Annotated in this window: 21 protein-coding genes; 14 read left to right on the forward strand and 7 right to left on the reverse strand. The window is 72.2% G+C overall.

Translation table 11 applies throughout. The annotated features are described in order from the left end of the window. Window positions 1-7 precede the first annotated feature (7 nt). The gene (locus SCAB_RS14190; RefSeq protein WP_013000772.1) at window positions 8-766 is read right to left on the reverse strand and encodes a class I SAM-dependent methyltransferase; all 759 of its coding nucleotides are present in this window, start codon (window positions 764-766) and stop codon (window positions 8-10) included. A gap of 115 nt (window positions 767-881) precedes the next feature. Here SCAB_RS14190 and SCAB_RS14195 point away from each other — a divergent pair, with 115 nt between their 5' ends. Continuing rightward, window positions 882-1,511 (forward strand): CGNR zinc finger domain-containing protein, encoded by a 630-nt coding sequence (locus tag SCAB_RS14195; protein WP_013000773.1) that lies wholly within the window; start codon window positions 882-884, stop codon window positions 1,509-1,511. Here the strand turns inward: SCAB_RS14195 and sodX are convergent. Beyond that, the gene (gene sodX, locus SCAB_RS14200; protein WP_013000774.1) at window positions 1,415-1,849 is read right to left on the reverse strand and encodes a nickel-type superoxide dismutase maturation protease; all 435 of its coding nucleotides are present in this window, start codon (window positions 1,847-1,849) and stop codon (window positions 1,415-1,417) included. The two genes, SCAB_RS14195 and sodX, sit on opposite strands and share 97 nt — an antisense overlap. A 145-nt stretch (window positions 1,850-1,994) precedes the next feature. Between sodX and sodN the strand changes: the two genes are divergently transcribed. Continuing rightward, window positions 1,995-2,390 carry a superoxide dismutase, Ni gene (sodN, locus tag SCAB_RS14205; RefSeq protein WP_005480378.1) on the forward strand — a complete coding sequence of 132 codons (396 nt, stop codon included), beginning with the start codon at window positions 1,995-1,997 and terminating at the stop codon, window positions 2,388-2,390. 169 nt (window positions 2,391-2,559) lie between these two features. Here sodN and SCAB_RS14210 read toward each other — a convergent pair whose 3' ends face one another. Continuing rightward, window positions 2,560-3,921, reverse strand: coding sequence for a glycoside hydrolase family protein (locus SCAB_RS14210; protein ID WP_013000775.1), 1,362 nt, complete (start codon window positions 3,919-3,921; stop codon window positions 2,560-2,562). A gap of 172 nt (window positions 3,922-4,093) precedes the next feature. Between SCAB_RS14210 and SCAB_RS14215 the strand changes: the two genes are divergently transcribed. From SCAB_RS14215 to SCAB_RS14245, 7 genes are all read left to right on the forward strand, one after another. Then, complete coding sequence (locus SCAB_RS14215; RefSeq protein ID WP_013000776.1) at window positions 4,094-5,179, forward strand: LacI family DNA-binding transcriptional regulator; 1,086 nt, start codon at window positions 4,094-4,096, stop codon at window positions 5,177-5,179. A 208-nt stretch (window positions 5,180-5,387) separates the two neighbouring features. Beyond that, complete coding sequence (locus SCAB_RS14220) at window positions 5,388-6,743, forward strand: ABC transporter substrate-binding protein (protein WP_013000777.1); 1,356 nt, start codon at window positions 5,388-5,390, stop codon at window positions 6,741-6,743. 162 nt (window positions 6,744-6,905) lie between these two features. Then, complete coding sequence (locus tag SCAB_RS14225; protein WP_041670622.1) at window positions 6,906-7,892, forward strand: carbohydrate ABC transporter permease; 987 nt, start codon at window positions 6,906-6,908, stop codon at window positions 7,890-7,892. Between the two features lie 2 nt (window positions 7,893-7,894). After that, window positions 7,895-8,791 carry a carbohydrate ABC transporter permease gene (locus SCAB_RS14230; RefSeq protein ID WP_013000779.1) on the forward strand — a complete coding sequence of 299 codons (897 nt, stop codon included), beginning with the start codon at window positions 7,895-7,897 and terminating at the stop codon, window positions 8,789-8,791. Between the two features lie 46 nt (window positions 8,792-8,837). Next, window positions 8,838-9,263: a helix-turn-helix transcriptional regulator gene (locus SCAB_RS14235; protein WP_037728526.1), complete on the forward strand. Its 426-nt coding sequence runs from the start codon at window positions 8,838-8,840 to the stop codon at window positions 9,261-9,263. Window positions 9,264-9,272: 9 nt separating this feature from the next. After that, complete coding sequence (locus tag SCAB_RS14240; RefSeq protein ID WP_013000781.1) at window positions 9,273-9,737, forward strand: VOC family protein; 465 nt, start codon at window positions 9,273-9,275, stop codon at window positions 9,735-9,737. 121 nt (window positions 9,738-9,858) lie between these two features. Beyond that, window positions 9,859-10,716: a VOC family protein gene (locus tag SCAB_RS14245; protein ID WP_013000782.1), complete on the forward strand. Its 858-nt coding sequence runs from the start codon at window positions 9,859-9,861 to the stop codon at window positions 10,714-10,716. Window positions 10,717-10,728: 12 nt separating this feature from the next. Here the strand turns inward: SCAB_RS14245 and SCAB_RS14250 are convergent, their stop codons facing one another. The 3 genes from SCAB_RS14250 to SCAB_RS14260 all read right to left on the reverse strand — a co-directional run bounded on the left by SCAB_RS14250 (window position 10,729) and on the right by SCAB_RS14260 (window position 13,950). Then, a complete protein-coding gene (locus tag SCAB_RS14250) occupies window positions 10,729-10,971 on the reverse strand; it encodes a hypothetical protein (protein ID WP_013000783.1) in 243 nt (80 codons plus the stop codon). 264 nt (window positions 10,972-11,235) lie between these two features. Beyond that, entirely contained in the window at window positions 11,236-12,465 is a 1,230-nt protein-coding gene (locus SCAB_RS14255; RefSeq protein ID WP_013000784.1) for a family 2 encapsulin nanocompartment cargo protein polyprenyl transferase, read from the reverse strand. Window positions 12,466-12,543: 78 nt separating this feature from the next. After that, the gene (locus tag SCAB_RS14260; RefSeq protein WP_013000785.1) at window positions 12,544-13,950 is read right to left on the reverse strand and encodes a family 2B encapsulin nanocompartment shell protein; all 1,407 of its coding nucleotides are present in this window, start codon (window positions 13,948-13,950) and stop codon (window positions 12,544-12,546) included. A gap of 296 nt (window positions 13,951-14,246) precedes the next feature. Here SCAB_RS14260 and SCAB_RS14265 point away from each other — a divergent pair, with 296 nt between their 5' ends. Further along, window positions 14,247-14,837, forward strand: a complete 591-nt coding sequence (locus tag SCAB_RS14265; RefSeq protein WP_013000786.1) for a peptidoglycan recognition protein family protein — start codon at window positions 14,247-14,249, stop codon at window positions 14,835-14,837. An 88-nt stretch (window positions 14,838-14,925) separates the two neighbouring features. Beyond that, window positions 14,926-15,858: a 1-aminocyclopropane-1-carboxylate deaminase/D-cysteine desulfhydrase gene (locus SCAB_RS14270; RefSeq protein WP_013000787.1), complete on the forward strand. Its 933-nt coding sequence runs from the start codon at window positions 14,926-14,928 to the stop codon at window positions 15,856-15,858. Window positions 15,859-15,873: 15 nt separating this feature from the next. Here SCAB_RS14270 and SCAB_RS14275 read toward each other — a convergent pair whose 3' ends face one another. Then, window positions 15,874-17,469, reverse strand: a complete 1,596-nt coding sequence (locus SCAB_RS14275; protein WP_013000788.1) for a Na+/H+ antiporter — start codon at window positions 17,467-17,469, stop codon at window positions 15,874-15,876. A gap of 60 nt (window positions 17,470-17,529) precedes the next feature. On the opposite strand from SCAB_RS14275, the gene SCAB_RS14280 reads away from it, so the two are divergent. From SCAB_RS14280 to SCAB_RS14290, 3 genes are all read left to right on the forward strand, one after another. Then, window positions 17,530-17,790 carry a UBP-type zinc finger domain-containing protein gene (locus SCAB_RS14280; RefSeq protein WP_013000789.1) on the forward strand — a complete coding sequence of 87 codons (261 nt, stop codon included), beginning with the start codon at window positions 17,530-17,532 and terminating at the stop codon, window positions 17,788-17,790. A gap of 336 nt (window positions 17,791-18,126) precedes the next feature. Next, window positions 18,127-18,540, forward strand: a complete 414-nt coding sequence (locus SCAB_RS14285; protein ID WP_005480408.1) for an ATP-binding protein — start codon at window positions 18,127-18,129, stop codon at window positions 18,538-18,540. Continuing rightward, entirely contained in the window at window positions 18,537-19,703 is a 1,167-nt protein-coding gene (locus SCAB_RS14290; RefSeq protein WP_013000791.1) for an RNA polymerase sigma factor SigF, read from the forward strand. The genes SCAB_RS14285 and SCAB_RS14290 overlap by 4 nt, the downstream gene beginning before the upstream one ends. Window positions 19,704-19,713 lie beyond the last annotated feature (10 nt).

The following is a 19,713-nucleotide window of genomic DNA, read 5'->3' on the forward strand; positions in this document are numbered from 1 at the left end:
CGGCGGGCTACTTCACCGCCAGCACCAGCGAGTCGGAGGGCGAGCACCACACCGCGCGGGCCTCGGCGAAGCCCCGCGCGCGCAGGGTGCGGGCGTGCCAGTCGACGCTCTGGACGTCACCGTCGGCGTGCTCGCCGTAGATCTCGAAGCGGCGGGCCGTCGGCGCGGCGAGCACGGGGTCCTGAGCGGCGAGCTGCCACCATGCGGCCCAGTCGAGGACGCCGTCCGCCCTGGCTCGATCCATACCCGCGTGCCGGTGCGCGCGCTCCGCCGCGTTGATCCGGGGCGTCGTCTCGTCGATCATGTGGTCCGCGTTCATGAAGACACCGCCGTCGCGGACGAGTTCCGCGACCTGACCGTAGAGGGCGGCGAGGGGTTCGCTGTGCAGCCAGTGCAGGGCCGTGGCCGTCAGGACGGCGTCGTACGCGTCGTACGGCAGCCGGGCCGTCCAGTCGGGGTCGGTGAGGTCGGCGGTGACGAAGGTGACCCGCGGGTCGCCCTCGAACGTGCCCTCGGCGATGGTGAGGAGCGCGGGGTCCAGGTCCACGCCGGTGCTGACGGCCTTCGGGAACCGCGCGAACAGTCTGGACGTGATGGAACCCGTACCGCAGGCGAGGTCCAGGACGCGGGGCTCGGGTCCGGCGAACGCCTCGACCATGTCCAGCATCACCCGGAACCGCTCCTCACGGTCCGGCAGGTACCACTCCTGCTGCCGGTCCCAGCTCTCCTGCCAGGCGTGCCAGTCGGTGCCGGCCGTGGTGGTCATGAGGCCCCTTCCTCCGCGTACCGCGTCTTCCGCCTACCGCGTAATACCCTGTAAGCACGAGCAGCCATTACCTGACCCGCATCACGACAATAGAGCGCCCTCGTAAGGACTACAAGTGGAACTGGCCCATTACTCGGACTACGCCGTACGCCTCGTCAACACCGAGGAGCCGGACCGGGGCAAGGACACGCTCACCTCGGTCGAGGCCGTCCGCGATCTCTTCGGGCCCAGCCGGCAGGCCGCCCGGCGGGCGACGGACGCCGACGTGACCCGGTTCCGGTCCGTACGGGCCCGGCTGCGCTCGGTCTTCGAGGCGGCGAACGGCGGCGACGAGACCCTCGCCGTGGACCTGCTGAACTCGCTGCTGCTGGAGTTCCCGGTGAGCCCGCAGATCTCCGGCCACGACTTCCGGGACGACGACGGCCGCCCGCTGTGGCACATGCACCTGGCGGACCACCCCTCCAACGCGACGGCGGGCTACGCGGCGATCGCGGCGATGGGCCTGGCCTTCCACCTCACCGAGTACGGCGTGGACCGGCTCGGCCTGTGCGAGGCGGCGCCCTGCCGCAACGCCTACCTCGACACCTCCACCAACCGCTCCCGGCGCTACTGCTCCGACCGCTGCGCGACCCGCGCCAACGTGGCGGCCTACCGGGCCCGCAAACGCCTGGAGGCCGACCGGTCGCCGAGCACGGGACGCGCGGCCGAGAGCGCCCAGCGGGCCAGCGCGAACGGCGAGCGCTGACCCTCCGGCCGGGGCCGGTAGCGGAACCGCACCCGGCCGAGGACGAGTTCGTCGGGCACGACCCCGTAGTCGGTGCTGTCCCCGCCGGCGTAGGCGTTGTCGCCGAGCACCCACCAGCCGCCGTCGCGCCGCTCGGCGACCCGCTTCACCACGAGCAGGTCCTGCTGGAAGGGGTGCCGCAGCACCAGGACGTCCCCGACCCGCAGGCGGGCCCCGTAGTGGACGAGCAGCCGGTCGCCGTGGCGCAGGGTCGGAACCATCGACGGTCCTGTGACCTCGGCCACTCCGAAGGGCAGGAGGGCACCGCCCCGCTCGCTCTCCCGCGACAGCTCCGGCATCTCCGGCACCTCCCCGTTCCGTTCCTCCACCGGTCCCAGTCTGACCCCGGACTTTTGCCCTAAGCCCATGGGGGCACCCGCCAAAACCACTCTCGCAGGGAGTAATGTCCCACCTGAGAAGACGATCACGAGGAAGGAATGCTCCATGCTTTCCCGCCTGTTTGCCCCCAAGGTCAAGGTCAGCGCGCACTGCGACCTGCCCTGCGGTGTGTACGACCCGGCCCAGGCCCGCATCGAGGCGGAGTCGGTGAAGGCCGTGCAGGACAAGATGGCCGCCAACGACGACCCTCACTTCCAGGCTCGCGCGACCGTCATCAAGGAGCAGCGCGCCGAGCTCGCCAAGCACCACGTCTCGGTGCTGTGGAGCGACTACTTCAAGCCTCCGCACTTCGAGAAGTACCCGGAGCTGCACCAGCTGGTCAACGACGCCCTGAAGGCCCTCTCGGCCGCCAAGGCGTCCACCGACCCGGCGACGGGCCAGAAGGCGCTGGACTACATCGCCCAGATCGACAAGATCTTCTGGGAGACCAAGAAGGCCTGACCCGGCCTCTCTCGACCGCACCCGGTCCGTATGCCGCCGTCCCGCACGGCGGTGTCACGGGCCGGGTGCGGTCGTGTTCCGGGGCGGGCGCGGACGTGTTCCGGGGCGGGCGCGGACGTGCACCGGGCCGGGTGGCGTGCGCGAAGCCGCCGCGGGCCGCACGCGCCGGTCAACTCGCGTCGGGGCCCGGCCAGACCGCCGAGGCGTCGTCACGGTCCGGGGCCGGGAGGCGCAGGGGGCGGACGGGGACGGTCCACGTGCGTTCCCCGGCGACCGCCGTCCACGGGGCGGGGGCGCCCGTGTAGGAGAGCGCGGTCAGGACGAACACACCGTCGGCGTAGACCTCGACGTACTCGCCGACGGTCAGGATGCGCAGGGTGGCGGCCGGTTCGGGGAGGACGGTCTCGGCGAGGGGGGTGCCGGCGGCACCGGTGATCCGGAGGTTCTTGCCGTCGCAGCCGACGCCCAGCGCGGGGCTCCCGGCGCGGCCGGGGCCGAGGGTGGCGCTGCGCAGGGTGACGTCGACGGGGCCGGCGCCGATCTCGACCTCGCCGACGGCGTGCGGGACGGGGGCGTGCGTCTCCTCGCCGAGCCAGTCGTCCAGGCCCGGCCACCACATCAGCCGGGGGGCCGAACCCTCCTCCGTCACCAGGGACTTGGGCTGGGCGAGCATGCCCCGGCAGTGGTCGCCGGTGTCGGTCAGGCCGACGCGGCGGGGCGTGGTGTGCAGGACGACCCGGGAGCCGTCCGGGGCGGCGATGACGCGCGGGGCGTACGCCCCCGTCGGCCCGAGCGTGCCCCGGCGGGTCCACGGGCCGCGCAGGCGCGGAGCCGTCCACGCCTCGAAGCCCCGGGTCGCGCCGATGGAGCCGAGGAGCAGCCAGCTGCCGTCGTCGAGGCGTTCCAGGACCGGGCATTCGAGTTCGTCGACGTCGCCGGGGGAGATCAGCGGCGGGTGCACCGTCCAGTGCTCCAGGTCGGTGGAGGTGGCGAGGGCGACACAGCCGCTGACCTCCACGGGGAGGGAGGCGTCACTGGCGCAGATCACCATCGCCCAGCCGTCGCCCTCGTCGTCGCGGACGACGAAGGGGTCCCGCCAGCCCATGCGGTCGGCGGTGCGGTACCAGCGGGGGTCCGCCTCGACGACCGGTGACGTGCCGTGGCGCCGCCAGCCCGTGCCGTCCGTGCGGTCGGAGTACGCGAGGCCCACGGACTGCAGCGGCCAGCCCTCCGGCGTCAGTCCGCTCACGCCCGTGTAGAGCATCGCCATGCCGGCGCCGTGGCGGAAGGGGTGCATCGTCCAGACCGCCCGCTGATCGAAGCGGCCGGGCAGGCCGTTGCCGAAGGCGGTGCCCTCCGGCCGCCAGCCGACCAGGTCGGCCGAGGTGGCCCGGCCGTAGGAGGTCTCCATCCGCAGATGGTCGAAGTCGGCGGTCCAGGGGCCCTGGAGGTGCAGCACCGCGTAGGTGCCGTCGTCGTCCCGGAGCAGGGCGAAGTCGTTCACGCAGAGGCCGGGCGGGGCGTATCGCATGCGCAGCAGTCCTGTCGCTCACAGCGCCCAAACGTGTGCGCTGACCATGGTTCCGGAAGGTCTCTCTTGAGAATCAGCGCAAGTAAAACTGAACGCAAACGCTTGTGCAACAGCGGAGCCGGGTTTACGGTCTCGTCACCCCACAGCTCGTCCCCAGCTCACTCCGACCGACGTGGAACCGGCGCGACAGCCACGCGACGACGCCGTGCTCACGCCCTACCGACGGGAGAAGACCGCCGTGACGGTCAGCATCACCGATGTCGCCACCGCCGCCGGGGTCTCGGCGTCCACCGTGTCCCGTGCGCTGCGCGGCCGGCCGGGCGTCTCGGACGAGGTGCGCCGGCAGATCGCGGCCGTCGCCGCACAGCTCGGCTACACGGCCTCCCGCTCGGCCTCCAGTCTGGCCAGCGGGCGGACCTACACGATCGGGGTCGTCGCCCCGTACATCGGCCGCTGGTTCTTCGGCACCGTGCTGGACGCCGCCGAGCAGGTGTTCAGCGCGGCCGGCTACGACGTGCTGCTCTACAACCTGGGCTCGCCCGAGGCACGCAAGCGCTTCTTCACGAAGCTGCCGGTGCGCAAGCGGGTCGACGCGGTGCTCTCGCTGCTCATCCCGGACGAGGACGAGTCGGCGTCCCTGCGCTCGCTCGGGGTGCCGCTGGCCTCGACCGTCGGCGGTCCCAGGCCCGGCTTCACCGTGGTCGGCATCGACGACCGGGCGGGCGCGGAGAGCGCCGTACGGCATCTGGCGAACCTCGGCCACCGGCGGATCGGCATGATCTCCGGGGACAGCGGCCCCCTGCACTGGACCACGCCCCTCGACCGCCGGGCCGCCTATCTGCACGTCCTCGCCGAGGCCGGGATAGAGCACGATCCCGCGCTGGTCGCGGACGGCGACTACACCGTGGACGGCGGTGAGCGGGCGATGACCGAGCTGCTCGCCGCGTCCCGGCCGCCGACCGCCGTGTTCGCCCAGTCCGACGAGATGGCGATGGGCGCGCTGCGCGCGCTCCGGCGGCATCGGCTGCGGGTGCCGGAGGACGTGTCCGTGGTCGGTTTCGACGACCACGAACTCGCCGACGTGGTCGGCCTGACCACCGTCGCCCAGCCCGTCGCCGGGCAGGGCGCGGAGGCGGCCCGGCTGCTGCTGCGGCAGCTGGACGAGCCGGAGTCCGGGCAGCCCGGCCATGTGCAGATGCCCATCCGGCTGGTCCTGCGCGAGACGACGGCGCCACCGCGCCCGCGCGGGCCGCAGTGACCTCCCCGCCCGAACACCCCGGCGCGCACGCCCCCTCCCCGTCCGAGCGCGCCGGCGCCCGCGCCCCCACCTCCCCGCCCCAGGGCGCCGACGCCCCCACCGCACGGTCCGGGCACGCCGGCGCCCCACCACCTGAGAGCCCAGCCCCCCCGGCACGCCCCGAGCCACCCGCTCTTCCCACCCTCATCCCCGCACGGAGGCACACACCATGACCCCGACCCCCAGCTCGACAGCCGAGAGGTTCCGTCGCACCGCCCGTGCGGGCCTGGCGCTGGCCCTCCCCCTGGCGGCCCTGGCCGCCTGCGGCGGGGGCGGTGGCGGCGACACGTCCGCCGAGGCCGGCAGCGGTGAGGGAACGATCAGCGTCTGGGCCCACCAGGGACAGAAGAGCGAGGCGCAGGCGCTGCAGAACGCGGTGAAGGCGTTCAACTCCTCGCAGGACAAGGTGAAGGTCGAGCTGAAGCTGATACCGGAGACCGACTACACCAAGACGATCACGGCGACGGAGGCCGACAAGCTCCCGGACGTCCTGGAGTTCGACGGCCCCACGATGGCCAACTTCGTCTACACGAAGAAACTCGCCCCGCTCGACGACTACGTCTCCGCGGGCACCCTCGACAACGCCACCGACGCGAACAAGGCGCAGGGCGAGATCGACGGCAAGCACTACGGCCTGGGCATGTTCGACTCCGGGCTCGGCATGTACGGCAGCAGGAAGCTGCTGGACGCGGCCGGGGTGACGTACCCGAAGGGGCTGGACGACGCCTGGACGGCGGACCAGTTCGACGCGGCGCTGAAGGCGCTGAAGGCCAAGGACTCCGACGGCAAGGTCCTGGACCTCCAGGAGGGCAACGGGTACGCCACCGAGTGGGGCACCTACGGCTTCGCCCCGATCGTCTGGTCGGCCGGCGGCGCCCTGCTCAAGGACGGCAAGGCGGAGGGTGCGCTCGACAGCCCGGCCGTAGTCGCGGCCATGAAGACCTTCCAGTCCTGGAAGGGCACCGTCGACGCCAACACCGACGGCAACGCCTTCGCCAAGGGCCGGGTGGCCCTCAGCTGGGTCGGACACTGGATGTACCCCGCCTACAGCGAGGCGCTCGGCGACGACCTGGTCGTGCTGCCGCTGCCCGACTTCGGCGACGGCCCGAAGACCGGACAGGGCTCGTGGGCCTGGGGCGTCGGCGCGAACTCCAAGAACGCCAAGGCAGGAGGCGCCTTCCTGGACTTCCTCCTCGACGACACCAACGTCGGCGCGATGACGAAGGCCAACGGGGCCCCGCCCGCGACCAGGTCGGCGCTGGCCGCCAGCGAGCTGTACAAGAAGGGCGGCCCGCTCCAGCTCTTCGCCGACCAGCTGGCCAAGCCCTGCGGCGACATCGACATCAGCAAGTCCTGTGTCGCCGTCACCCGTCCGGTGACCGCCGGATACCCGGTGGTGACCGCGAAGTTCAGCGAGGCCCTCAACTCGATCTACGGGGGCTCCGACCCGAAGGCCGCCCTGTCGAAGGCCGCCCGCGCCATCGACCGTGACTTCTCGGACAACGCCGGCTACGCGATCCCGTAGGCGCGTCCGGGGCGGCGGGCGCGGGAGCGACGCGCCCGCCCGGCCCCACGCCCCCGTCAGACCCCCAGGACCCGTCGGGTTCAGCCGAACCCATCGGCCGGGGCGGGCGCCCACCCTGTGGCCGCCCGCCCCGGCCGGGAAGAGGACCCTCCCGTGAAAACCGTGGAACCCGTGGAACCCGTGCCCGCGGCGGGCCCCGGCCGGAAGCAGGCCCCGCCCGCCGGCGAAGCGGCCCGGCGGCCGCCCCGCCGCAACCGCGAACGGCTGCACGGACTGCTGATGTCCGCCCCCGCCGTCGCCGGACTCATCGCCTTCGTCGGCATCCCCTTCTGCTACGCCGTCGTGCTCTCCTTCTACAACGTGCGCCTCGGCTCCCCGCTGGAACCCACCTTCTTCGGCGTCGAGCAGTACCGGCGGCTGTTCACCGACCCCGACCTGTCCGGCCCGTTCCTGCGGGCACTGCTCAACAACCTGACCTTCGCCGTGGTCGTCGTCCCCCTCCAGACGGGCCTCGCCCTGGGTCTGGCGATCCTGCTGAACCGCAAGCTGAAGGCGATCGGCCTGTTCAGGTCGCTGTTCTTCATGCCGGTCGTCTTCCCGATGGCGCTCGTGGCCGTGATCTGGCGGCTGATCCTCGCGCGCAGCGACCAGGGCATGCTCAACTCCGTGCTGGACGCGCTCAGTCTCGGCAACTGGGGCGCGTTCGACTGGCTCGGCGACGGACTGACGGCGATGGCCTCGATCATCGTGCTCTCCGTCTGGCAGGGCGTGGGCTTCCAGATGGTCATCCTGCTGGCCGGCCTCCAGCAGATCCCGGACGAGCGCTACGAGGCCGCCCGGCTCGACCGGGCCTCCGCCTGGCAGCAGTTCCGGCACATCACCCTGCCCGGCATCCGCGGCACGCTCGTCTTCGTCGCCATGCTCACCTCGGTGCTGTCGTTCCGGGTCTTCGACCAGGTGTACGTGCTGGTCAAGGGAGGCGGTCTCGACGAGGACGCCGCGCGCACGGTGATGTACCAGGCCGTCACCACGGCCTTCGACCAGAACAACGTCGGCCAGGCGTCCGCGATCACCGTCGTCTTCTTCCTGATCGTCGTCGCCCTGACCCTGATCCAGCGCCGTGTCGTCCGGCCCGACAACGAGGACTGAGCATGAGCACGACCATGAGCACGCGCATGCGTCCGCCGACGGGCACGCGCCCGGGTGCCGGCGCGTCCCGCACCCGGCTGCGCCGGTTCCTCGACTACACCGTCCTCTCCGTGCTGGCCTTCGTCTTCACGCTGCCGGTGCTCTACCTCCTCCTCGGCAGCCTCAAGCCGTCCGACGAGGTCCTGGACGGCCTGTCCGGCTTCCTCCCCACCCATCTGTCCTTCGACAACTACGCCGCCGTCCTGGACAGCCTGAACTCCGACAGCACCGGCTACTTCTGGCAGTTCATGGGCGTCTCGCTGCTGCTGGCGTTCGTGGTGGTGACCGGCGGCCTCTTCGTCAACTCGATGGCGGCGTACGGGCTGTCGCGGCTGCGCTGGCGGGGCCGGGAGGCCGTCTTCACGCTCGTCCTGCTGCTGATGCTGGTGCCGTTCGAGTCGGTGGCCGTACCGCTGTTCTACCTGTTCAACGACCAGCGGAACACGCTCTTCGTCCAGGCGCTCCCGTTCGTCGCGAACGCCTTCTCGGTCTACCAGTTCCACACGTTCTTCCGCTCGATCCCGCCGAGCATCGAGGAGGCGGCCCGGCTGGACGGCGCGGGTCCCTGGCGGACCTTCTTCGCGATCATCGTCCCGATGTCGAAGCCGGCGTTCGCGTCGGTCGCGATCCTGACCTTCCTCACCCAGTGGGGTTCGTTCCTGTGGCCCGTGCTGATGGTCTCCGACCCCTCGGTACGCCCGCTGCCCCTGGAGATGAGCGTCTTCCAGGGCCAGCAGCCCCCGGACTGGGGGCAGATCCTCGCCTTCGGTGTCCTGCTCGTCCTCCCGGTCCTGATCGTCTTCGCCTTCTTCCAGCGATGGTTCGTCCAGGGGGTGGCCAACTCGGCGGTCAAGGGGTGACGGCCGCGCCTGCCTCGTTGTCGGTGGCCGGTGCGATGCTGGCTTCATGAACCGGGACGATCTGGTGCGGCTGCGGCGGGCGCGGGACCGCATGGACCGTGAGTACGCCGAGCCGCTGGACATGACCGCGCTCGCCGGGACCGCGCTGATGTCCCCCGGGCACTTCCAGCGCAGCTTCCGCGCGGCCTTCGGCGAGACCCCGTACGGCTATCTCATGACCCGCCGCATCGAGCGCGCCAAGGCGTTGCTGCGGCGCGGCGACCTGACGGTGACCGAGGTGTGCATGGCCGTGGGGTGTACGTCGCTGGGCTCCTTCAGTTCGCGCTTCACCGAACTGGTCGGCGAGACACCGAGCGCCTACCGGGCGCGTCCGCACGAGGAGGGCGCGGCGGTCCCCGCGTGCGTGGCGAGACGCCTGACCCGCCCGGCCCGGCATCGCATACGCACGGCGGAGCCGGGCGAAGCGTCCTAGCGTGAGGGCATGGCTACGAAAGATCCGAACGTCGCACCCGCCGCGCCCGGGCTCCCGGCCCCGGAGGTGAGGCTCGCCCAGTGCTTCCTCGCCGTCGACGACCACGACAAGGCGCTCGCCTTCTACCGGGACGTGCTGGGCATGGAGGTCCGCGGTGACGTGGGCTTCGAGGGCATGCGCTGGGTCACCGTGGGGTCCCCGCTCCAGCCGGATGTCGAGATCGTCCTGGAACCCCCGGCCGCCGACCCCGACATCTCGCCCGCCGACCGCGAGACCATCGCCACGCTGCTGGCCAAGGGCGTCCTGCGTGGCGTCAACTTCACCACCACCGACTGCGACGCCCTCTACGCCCGCGTCGAGGCCACCGGCGCCGACGTCCTCCAGGAACCCATGGACCAGCCGTACGGCGTCCGCGACTGCGCCTTCCGCGACCCGGCGGGGAACATGCTGCGGTTCATGGAGCGCCGGGGGTAGACGGCAGGCCTGCGGCGGCCGGCGACGGAACAGGGGAAACCTCGTTGCGCGCGGACACGGGACGGGAGACCGTACGACGCGTCCGGCCGCAGGGGCCGGGCCGTACGACAGGAGTGGTGCTGTGGCCGGAGCGGACGGGAACGGCAGCGGCGGCGCGGACACCGGCCCGGGCGGGGACGCGGCGGGCGCGGCGCCGGGGGCGATCCGGTGGACGTACGCCTTCGTGGACCGGCCGGCGGCAGCGTTCGCGCGGGCGTGCGCCTTCTGGACGGCGGTCACGGCGACCGGACTGTCCGAGCCCCGGGGCGACCGGGGTGAGTTCGTGACCCTGCTGCCCGGGACCGGCGACGCGTGCGTCAAGGCACAGGGGGTCGTCTCCGGCGACGGCGGCGCTCACCTGGACCTGGCCGTGGAGGACGTCCCCGCCCTGGTCGACCGGGCGGTCCGGCTCGGCGCCGAGGTGGTCGCCCCGGACGACGGCTGGGCGGTGCTGCGCTCCCCCGCCGGGCACCTCTTCTGCGCGGTGCCGTGGCACGGGGAGTCGGTACGGCCGCCGGTGGTCGACGGGAGCCGGCTGGACCAGGTGTGCCTGGACGTGGCGCCGGCCGCGTTCGACGGGGAGGTCGCGTTCTGGACGGCCCTGTCGGGGTGGGAGTCCCGCCCGGGCTCCCGGCCGGAGTTCCATGTCGTACGGCCACCGGACGGCCTGCCCTTCCGCATCCTCCTCCAGCGCCTGGACGCTCCCCGCCCCGCCTCCGCCCACCTCGACCTCGCCTGCGACGACATCGGCGCCACCCGGACCCGCCACGAGACGCTCGGCGCCACCGTCATGGCCGAGCACCCGCACTGGACGGTGATGCGCGACCCGGCGGGCGGCACGTACTGCCTGACCGGCCGGTCCCCGGAGACGGGCGGACTGCCACCGGGCTCCGTGTCCGCCGGGGTCGGGGAACCCGCGGCGCGGCCCGGCACGGGGTGACGGCCGGACCCGTCAGGCCCTCTCCTGGGTGGGCACCCCGGAGGTCCCGCCCGTCCCGCCCGCCCGGGGCTTCTCGGTGGCGGCCTCCTCGGCCTCCTCGGCCTCGACTGCCGCGTCGACGTACGCCGCACACTCGTGATTCCTGCACGGCCCCGGACTCCATACGGGTACCCACGCGCCCAGCGTCTTGTGCCGCCGTACGACCGTGGCCACAGGCTGTCCGCAGACCGGGCAGACTTGCTCGTCGATGCCCATGTTCTCAGGGTAGGGCCGACCGGGCCGGCCCGCTCCCCGCATGCCCGGACCACCGGCGCCCGGCCATCCGCGCGGGAGGCGGCACAGCCGCGGCGGGCCCCGCACACCGTGGGGATGTGCGGGACCCGCCGGTCGTCCGAAGGCGTCGCCGACACCACGCCGGGTCAGGTCGGCGCGGCGCGGCCGCCTCCGGAGCATCAGCCGGCCCGCGGACCGGTCCTCGGACGGGTGCTCGGTCGGCCCTCGTCGGCCGCCGGTCCCGCCTCAGCTGCTGCGTCGCGTCACGAACTCGGCCAGTGCGAGGAGCCCGCCGGCCGACTCCGGGTCGGGGACCGCCCGGGACAGTTCCCGGACGGCCCGGGCCATCCGGTCGGCGGCCTGGACCTGTGCCCACTCACGGCCGCCGGCCCGCTCCACCGCCAGCGCGGTGCGCTCCAGATCTCCCTGCGCGTACGGCAGTCCGTAAAGATCGGCGAGTTCGGTGGCCTCCGGAGTGCCGGAGGCGAGCGCGGCGACCACCGGGAGGGACTTCTTGCGGACCATGAGGTCCGCCCCGGCCGGCTTGCCGGTACGGCTCGGATCCCCCCAGATGCCGATCACGTCGTCGATGAGCTGGAAGGCCAGCCCGGCCTCCCGCCCGAACGCGTCGAGAGCCTCGACGTCCTCCTCGGCCGCGCCCGCGTACAGTGCGCCGATCGCGCAGGCGCAGCCGAGCAGCGCACCGGTCTTCGCCTCGGCCATGGTGAGCACCTCGTCGAGGGTGACGTCCAGCGGCGGACGTCCCTCCAGCTCGGTGTCCGTGTGCTGCCCCTCGCAGAGTTCGACGACGCAGGACGCGAGCCGCGCGGCGGCCGCGGCCGACGCGGGATGCGGGTCCTCGGCGAGCAGTCGCTGGGCGAGCGCCTGCATCGCGTCCCCGGCGAGGATCGCGTCGGGCACGCCGAACACGGTCCACGCGGTGGCCCGGTGCCGACGCGTGGTGTCCCGGTCCATCACGTCGTCGTGCAGCAGGGTGAAGTTGTGCACCAGTTCCACCGCGGCGGCGGCCCGCACGGCGACGGATTCGCGCCCGCCGAGCGCGTGCACGGCGGCGAGCACCAGCGCCGGGCGTATCGCCTTGCCCGCGTTCCCGGCGGCCGGGGTGCCGTCCGCGTCCTCCCAGCCGAAGTGGTAGCGCGCGACCCGGCGCATCGAGCGGGGCAAGGACCCCACGGCGCGGCGCAGTTCGGGGTCGACGGACACCCGGGCCTGCTCCAGGATCTCCGCCGCCTCCCGTCCGCCCGACGGACTCCCCCGGTCCGTCCGGCCCTCCGCGTCCCGGTCTCCGCCGGGAGGCACGGTGCCCGCCGGCTCCCCGCTCCCCTCCTGCTCCAGGACGCCCCTCCGCTTCCGGCCCCGGCCCCCCGTGGGCCGCAGGAGCCCGGCCACGCTCAGGGCGCCGATCGCCTGCGCCCCGGCCGCCCGCTCCCCGTCCCCCGCCGGCAACTCACCCATGGGGTCGCCCCGAGGGGCGGGCGCTTCCGGCGTGCACCCGCCCCGACGGGCGGGCGCACGGCATCCGGTCCGCCAGGGTCACCGCCAGCGGCCGATCTCGACGTTCTCCAGAACGCCGAGCGCGTCGGGGACCAGGACCGCGGCCGAGTAGTAGGCCGTCACGAGGTACTTGATGATCGCCTGTTCGTTGATGCCCATGAACCGCACGGACAGGCTGGGCTCGATCTCGTCCGGGATGCTCGCGGCCCGCAGACCGATGACGCCCTGGTCGTCCTCGCCGGTACGCAGGGCGATGATCGACGTGGTCCGGGCCTCGGTCACCGGGATCTTGTTGCACGGGTAGATGGGCACCCCGCGCCAGGTGGGAATGCGGTTCCCGGCGATGTCGACGGTCTCGGGGACCAGTCCTCGCTTGTTCAGCTCGCGGCCGAACGCGGAGATCGCGCGCGGGTGGGCGAGGAGCATCTTGGTGCCCCGGCGGCGGGAGAGCAGTTCGTCCAGGTCGTCCGGGCTGGGCACCCCGTCGTGCGGCTGCAGCCGCTGGTCGTACTCGCAGTTGTGCAGGAGGCCGAACTCGCGGTTGTTGACGAGCTCGTGCTCCTGGCGCTCCTTCAACGCCTCGACCGTCAGCCGGATCTGCTGCTCGGTCTGGTTCATCGGCTGGTTGTAGAGGTCGGCCACGCGCGTGTGGATGCGCAGGACGGTCTGGGCCACGCTGAGTTCGTACTCGCGCGGCGCGGCCTCGTAGTCGACGAAGGTGTGCGGGATGTCCGGCTCACCGCTGTGGCCGGCGGCGAGGTCGATCTCCTTCTCGCCGTACTTGTTGGTGCGCTGCGACGGGATCGCGCGCAGCTCCTGGAGGTGCTCGCTCAGGCTCTCGGCCCGCTCCGCGAGCTGCTCGACGGCGCGCCGCGGCAGGACGAGCACCGTGCACGCGGTGACCGCGCGGGCCGTGTACTCCCAGATGGCCTCGGGGTCGATCAGTGCCTGTTCGCCGAAGTAGGCGCCGTCGGCCAGCACGCCGAGGACCGCGTCGTCGCCGTAGGGACCCGTGCCGATCTTCTCGACCTTGCCGTGGGCGAGGAGGAACACCTCCTCCGCCTGGCTGCCGAACTCGGCCAGGACGTCACCGGGCCCGAACTCCCGCTGCTCGCACCGCTGGGCCAGCTCGCCGAGCACGTCGATGTCCTCGTAGGTCCGCAGGGCCGGCAGCTCGCCCAGCTCCGCGGGGATGACGGCGACCCGGTCGCCGGTCTTCACGAAGGTGACGCGACCGTCCCCGACCGCGTAGGTGAGCCGCCTGTTCACCCGGTACGTGCCACCCTGCACGTTCACCCAGGGAAGGGTGCGCAGCAGCCAGCGCGAGCTGATCTCCTGCATCTGGGGTGTGGACTTCGTGGTGGTGGCCAGGTTCCGGGCAGCGGCCGTGCCGAGACTCTGCTGCGGCTTGTCCTGCTGCGGGCGGACCTCTTCGCCTACCGACATACGGATTTCCCCTCCGGGTGTGCACTGATCTCGCGGTCACCGATCTCGCGACCAGCCTCGCATCACGGAGCGTGTTGGTGCTATTACCCGAAAGAGCGGGAATGGATCTTAGGAGAACTGGGCACATCCGTCACCTTTGTCTCCTCGCTCGCGCACCAGTCCGAGCTCCCCGTGAATCTGACCGGATCCACCCGCACGCCCCGCCGACGACTCGCACGCGCCGCGCGTCGCGGGTACAAGCCTGCGTACGAGGCGGCCACGACCAGCGGCCGTCGCACGGCACGAAGGAGTCGGCCATGGCCCCACCCATGTCCGCGGGCAGGTTTCTCTCCGTCCTCAAGAACGAGGGCCTCCGGGTCGTCGAGGTCGGCGACTGGGAGCATCACAACCGCAACCATGTGGGCCCCTGGGGGCCCGTCCACGGCGTGATGATCCACCACACCGTCACCTCCGGCAGCGAGCGCACCGTACGCATCTGCCGCAACGGCTACTCGGGCCTGCCCGGCCCGCTGTGCCACGGCGTCATCACCAAGGACGGCCGCGTCCATCTCGTCGGCTACGGCCGCGCCAACCACGCCGGTCTCGGCGACGACGACGTGCTGCGGGCCGTGATCGCCGAGAAGTCGCTCCCCCCGGACAACGAGTCCAACACCGACGGCAACCGCCATTTCTACGGCTTCGAGTGCGAGAACCTGGGCGACGGCCAGGACCTCTGGCCCGAGGTCCAGCTGGACGCCATCGAACGCGTCTCCGCCGCGATCTGCCGCCACCACGGCTGGAACCAGCGGTCCGTCATCGGCCACCTCGAATGGCAGCCCGGCAAGGTCGACCCCCGGGGCTTCACCATGGCCGCCATGAGAAAACGGGTCCGGGACCGCCTGGCGTAGCCGCACCCCTCGGCGCGACGGCGCGAGCGCGGGTGACGCGAGCACGGGCGACCGCACACCCCCCGGTCACGTGTCCGACAATGGACACGTGACCGGCCAGCCTTCCGCCCCCGACCCCGCCGCCGTCCTGGAACCCCGGCTGCCCTCCCCCCTCCAGGAGGTCACGGACGAGCGCCTCGCCCGCCACGGCGTCCGGCTGCTGCTCAAGCGGGACGACCTGATCCACCCGCGGCTCGTCGGCAACAAGTGGCGCAAGCTGGTCCCCAGCCTGCGCGCCGCGGCCGGCCGGCCGCTGCTCACCTTCGGCGGCGCCTACTCGAACCACCTGCGCGCCACCGCCGCCGCGGGACACCTCCTGGGCCTGTCCACCGTCGGTGTGGTCCGCGGTCAGGAGCTGGCCGACCGCCCGCTCAACCCGTCCCTGGCACGCTGCGCGGCGGACGGCATGCGGCTGCACTTCGTCGACAGATCGACGTATCGCCACAAGTCCGACCCGGCCGCGCTGGCCGCCCTCCTGCGCGCCGTCGGCGCCGAGGACGCGTACGTCGTCCCCGAGGGCGGCAGCAACAGCCTCGCGGTGCGCGGCTGCCAGGACCTCGGGGCGGAACTGCGCGGCCGGGCCGAGGTCGTGGCCATCGCCTGCGGCACCGGCGGCACCCTCGCGGGACTGGCCGCCGGCCTGGCCCCCGACCAGCGCGCCCTCGGGATTCCCGTGCTCAAGGGAGGCTTCCTCGAAGAGGAGATACGACGGCTGCAGGACCGGGCCTTCGGCGGCCCGCGCGGCGACTGGAGCCTCGACGACCGCTTCCACTTCGGCGGCTACGCGCGCACCACGCCCGAACTGGACGCCTTCGCCCTCGACTTCGAGGCCCGCCACTCCCTGGCCGTGGAGCGTCTCTATGTCGCCAAGGTGCTCTACGGACTTGTCGCCATGGCGGCGGAAGGTGCCTTCGCGCCCGGGACGAGGGTCGCCGCCGTGATCACCGGACGCCCCTTCGAGGAACACGCGCCCCGGCCGTAGTGACCCGGAGCCGTCTCAGGACGCCTCCCGGTAGACCGCCGCCTCCTCCAGGTCCAGCCTGCGCAGCAGGGTGCGCAGCATCTCGTCGTCGATGTAGCGGCCGTCCCGCAGCTTCACGAAGACCTCGCGCTCGGCGCCGATCATCTCGCGCGAGAGACGGCTGTAGGTGTCGTCGACGCTCTCCCCGGTCACCGGGTTCACCGCGCCGAGCCGTTCCCAGACGGCGTTGCGGCGCCGTTCCAGGACCGTGTGGAGGCGGTCGACGAGCGGGGGCGGCAGCCCGTTGCGCTCGTCCGCGAGGAGTTCGTCGAGGCGGGCCTCGGCGGCGCGGGACGCCTGGGCCTGGGCGTTGGCCTCGGCCAGCGTCTCGGCCTGCTGGTCGCGCCCCGGCAGCTTCAGCACACGGATGAGCGGCGGGAGGGTCAGCCCCTGGACGACGAGCGTCCCGATGACCGTCGTGAAGGTCAGGAAGAGGATCAGGTTCCGTTCGGGGAAGGCGTCGCCGCCGTTCACCGTGAGCGGGATGGAGAAGGCGATGGCCAGCGAGACGACGCCCCGCATGCCGGCCCAGGCGATGACGAAGGGGCCTTTCCAGGTGGGGTTCTCCTCCCGTTCGCGGATGCGCGGCGACAGCATGCGCGGCAGGAAGGTGGCCGGATACACCCACACGAACCGGGACGCGACGACGGCCAGGAAGACGGCCACGGCGTACCAGGAGGCGCGGACGCCCTCGTACTCGCCCAGCCCTCCGAGGACGACCGGGAGCTGCAGGCCGATGAGGGCGAACACGGCGGACTCCAGCAGGAAGGCGACCATCTTCCAGACGGCCTCCTCCTGGAGGCGGGTGGCGAAGTCGACCTGCCAGTTGCGGTAGCCGAGGTACAGGCCGACGACGACCACGGCGAGCACCCCGGAGGCGTGCACCCACTCGGCGAGCCCGTAGGCCACGAACGGGATCAGCAGGGAGAGGGTGTTCTGGAGCAGCGCCTCCTTCAGGTGGGTGCGCAGCCAGTGGATCGGCACCATCAGCAGCAGGCCCACCGCGACGCCGCCGACGGCCGCCACCAGGAAGTCGACCGTCCCGCCCGACCAGCTCGCGCCCTCGCCGACGGTGGCCGCGAGGGCCACCCGGTAGGCGGTGATCGCGGTGGCGTCGTTCACCAGGGACTCGCCCTGCAGGATCGTGGTGATCCGCGAGGGCAGGCCCACCCGCCGGGCGACCGCCGTCGCCGCGACCGCGTCCGGCGGTGCGACCACCGCGCCGAGCACCAGGGCCGCGGTCAGCGGCATCCCCGGCACGATCTGGTAGGCCGCCCAGCCGACCGCGAGGGTCGCGAAGAGCACGTAGCCGACCGACAGCAGCGCCACGGGTCGCAGTTGGGCGCGCAGGTCGAGGTACGAGCTGTCGCTGGCGGCCGTGTACAGCAGCGGGGGCAGGATCAGCGGCAGGACGATCTCGGGGTCGAGTTCGTAGTGCGGCACTCCGGGCAGGTACGACACCGCGAGCCCCGCCGCGACCAGCAGCAGCGGGGCGGGCACCGGCGTACGCCGGGCGGCACCGGCGACCGTCGCGCTCCCGGCGACCAGCAACAGCAAGGGCAAGAAGTGCATCGCTTCCGCCGCCTTCGTTTTCCGCGCGGCGTTCCGCGCACCCGTCGTAACCTGGCAATCATGAAACAGTGCACGCACACGGACGCGCTGCCGCACCCCGAGCCCGATCCCCTGAGCGACACCTGCCCGGAGTGCCTGGCCGCCGGCAGTCATCCGGTGCAGTTGCGGATGTGCCTGGAGTGCGGGCACGTGGGCTGCTGCGACTCGTCCCCGATGAGGCACGCGACCGCGCACCACAAGGAGAGCGGCCATCCCATCATGCGTACGTTCGAGGCGGGCGAGACCTGGCGCTGGTGCTTCGTCGACCATGTACTCGTATGACGGAACCTGTGCCGGTATGACCATCGCAGCGGAGCTGTCGCACGACGGAACCATGTCACCCCGTGACACGTCGACGTACTCGTGTGACACGGTTCGGCAGTCCGGCGCCTGGGTACGTCAATCCGGCGCGCGCTCTTCCTATTTGAGGCCCGCAGACCTCTAGCCACCGAGCGTATTCATAGGCTTACTATGAGTGACAGCAGGGGGTGGGGTCCCCCGGACCCCGAGGACACGGCGCTCGGTAGCGCGATAGCGTCACCGCTGAACCACGTAGCGCGTTACCCCGGGGGGCGACCCTCGGCCCCCGTAAAAGCTTGTACCACCTTGGAGGTGAGGGTGTCCCAGATCGCAGGCGAGCCCGGGATCCAGGACTTCGTGGAAGTCCGGCTGCCGGCCGCGGGTGCCTACCTGTCGGTGCTGCGTACGGCGACGGCCGGCCTCGCGGCCCGTTTGGACTTCACCCTCGACGAGATCGAGGATTTGCGCATCGCGGTCGACGAGGCCTGCGCGATCCTGCTTCAGCAGGCCGTGCCCGGCTCGGTGCTCAGCTGTGTCTTCCGTCTGGTCGACGATTCACTGGAGGTCACGGTCTCGGCCCCCACCACGGACGGTCACGCCCCCGCGCGCGACACCTTCGCCTGGACCGTGCTGTCGGCCCTGGCGGGCAAGGTCTCCTCCGCGGTGGCCGACGACAAAACCGTTTCGATCAGCCTCTACAAACAGCGCGGCGCGGGACCCGGGCCGGCGTGAGGGACGGGGACGGGCCGGTGCGGGACGAAGAACGCGGCACACGGGAACTTCCCGCGGAGGACGACGGCGGCCGCGGCGGGCCGGCGCATCTCGCGGACGGCGTCGACGGCATCCCCGAGCAGGCCAGACCGCACCCGGAGGACGAGTCCTCGGCGGCGGCCGGCGCGTCTCGGTGGACGGTGCCGGCCGGCGGCGAGGAGCGCGAGGCGCCCTCCGACGGGCAGCGGGATCCGGAAGGTGTCCCGCGGATCACCACGTCCTCGCGAGGGCGGACTGGGGCCTCCCCCACTCGATCACGGTCGGGAGCCGGGGGAACGGTGACGGCGGGCGGGACTATGAGCGAGCACGAGCGACACGACGAGGCGGCCGCGCAGAACGCGCAGACCGTGCGCAGCACCCAGCACCACCCACAGGACCGCAGCGGGGCGCGAGCCCTGTTCATCGAGCTGCGCGCCCTGCCGGACGGCAGTGTCGAGTACGCGGAGCTGCGCAACCGGCTGGTCCGGATGCATCTGCCGCTCGTGGAGCACCTCGCACGCCGCTTCCGCAATCGCGGGGAGCCGCTGGACGACCTGACGCAGGTCGCCACCATCGGACTGATCAAGTCGGTGGACCGCTTCGACCCGGACCGCGGCGTGGAGTTCTCCACCTACGCCACCCCGACGGTCGTCGGCGAGATCAAGCGGCACTTCCGTGACAAGGGCTGGGCGGTGCGGGTGCCGCGCCGGCTGCAGGAACTGCGCCTCGCGCTGACCACGGCCACGGCCGAGCTGTCCCAGCAGCACGGCCGCTCGCCGACGGTGCACGAGCTGGCCGAGAAACTGGCCATCTCGGAGGAGGAGGTCCTGGAGGGCCTGGAGTCGGCCAACGCGTACTCCACGCTGTCCCTGGACGTCCCCGACACCGACGACGAGTCCCCGGCCGTCGCGGACACCCTCGGCGCCGAGGACGAGGCACTCGAAGGTGTCGAGTACCGGGAGTCCCTCAAGCCTCTCCTGGAGGACCTCCCGCCCCGGGAGAAGCGCATCCTGCTGCTGAGGTTCTTCGGCAACATGACCCAGTCGCAGATCGCCCAGGAGGTCGGCATCTCGCAGATGCACGTCTCACGCCTGCTGGCGAGGACGCTGGCGCAGCTCCGGGAGAAGCTGCTCGTGGAGGAGTAGCCGGCGGCCC

Source organism: Streptomyces scabiei 87.22, assembly GCF_000091305.1.
In the GTDB taxonomy this organism is placed as follows: domain Bacteria; phylum Actinomycetota; class Actinomycetes; order Streptomycetales; family Streptomycetaceae; genus Streptomyces; species Streptomyces scabiei.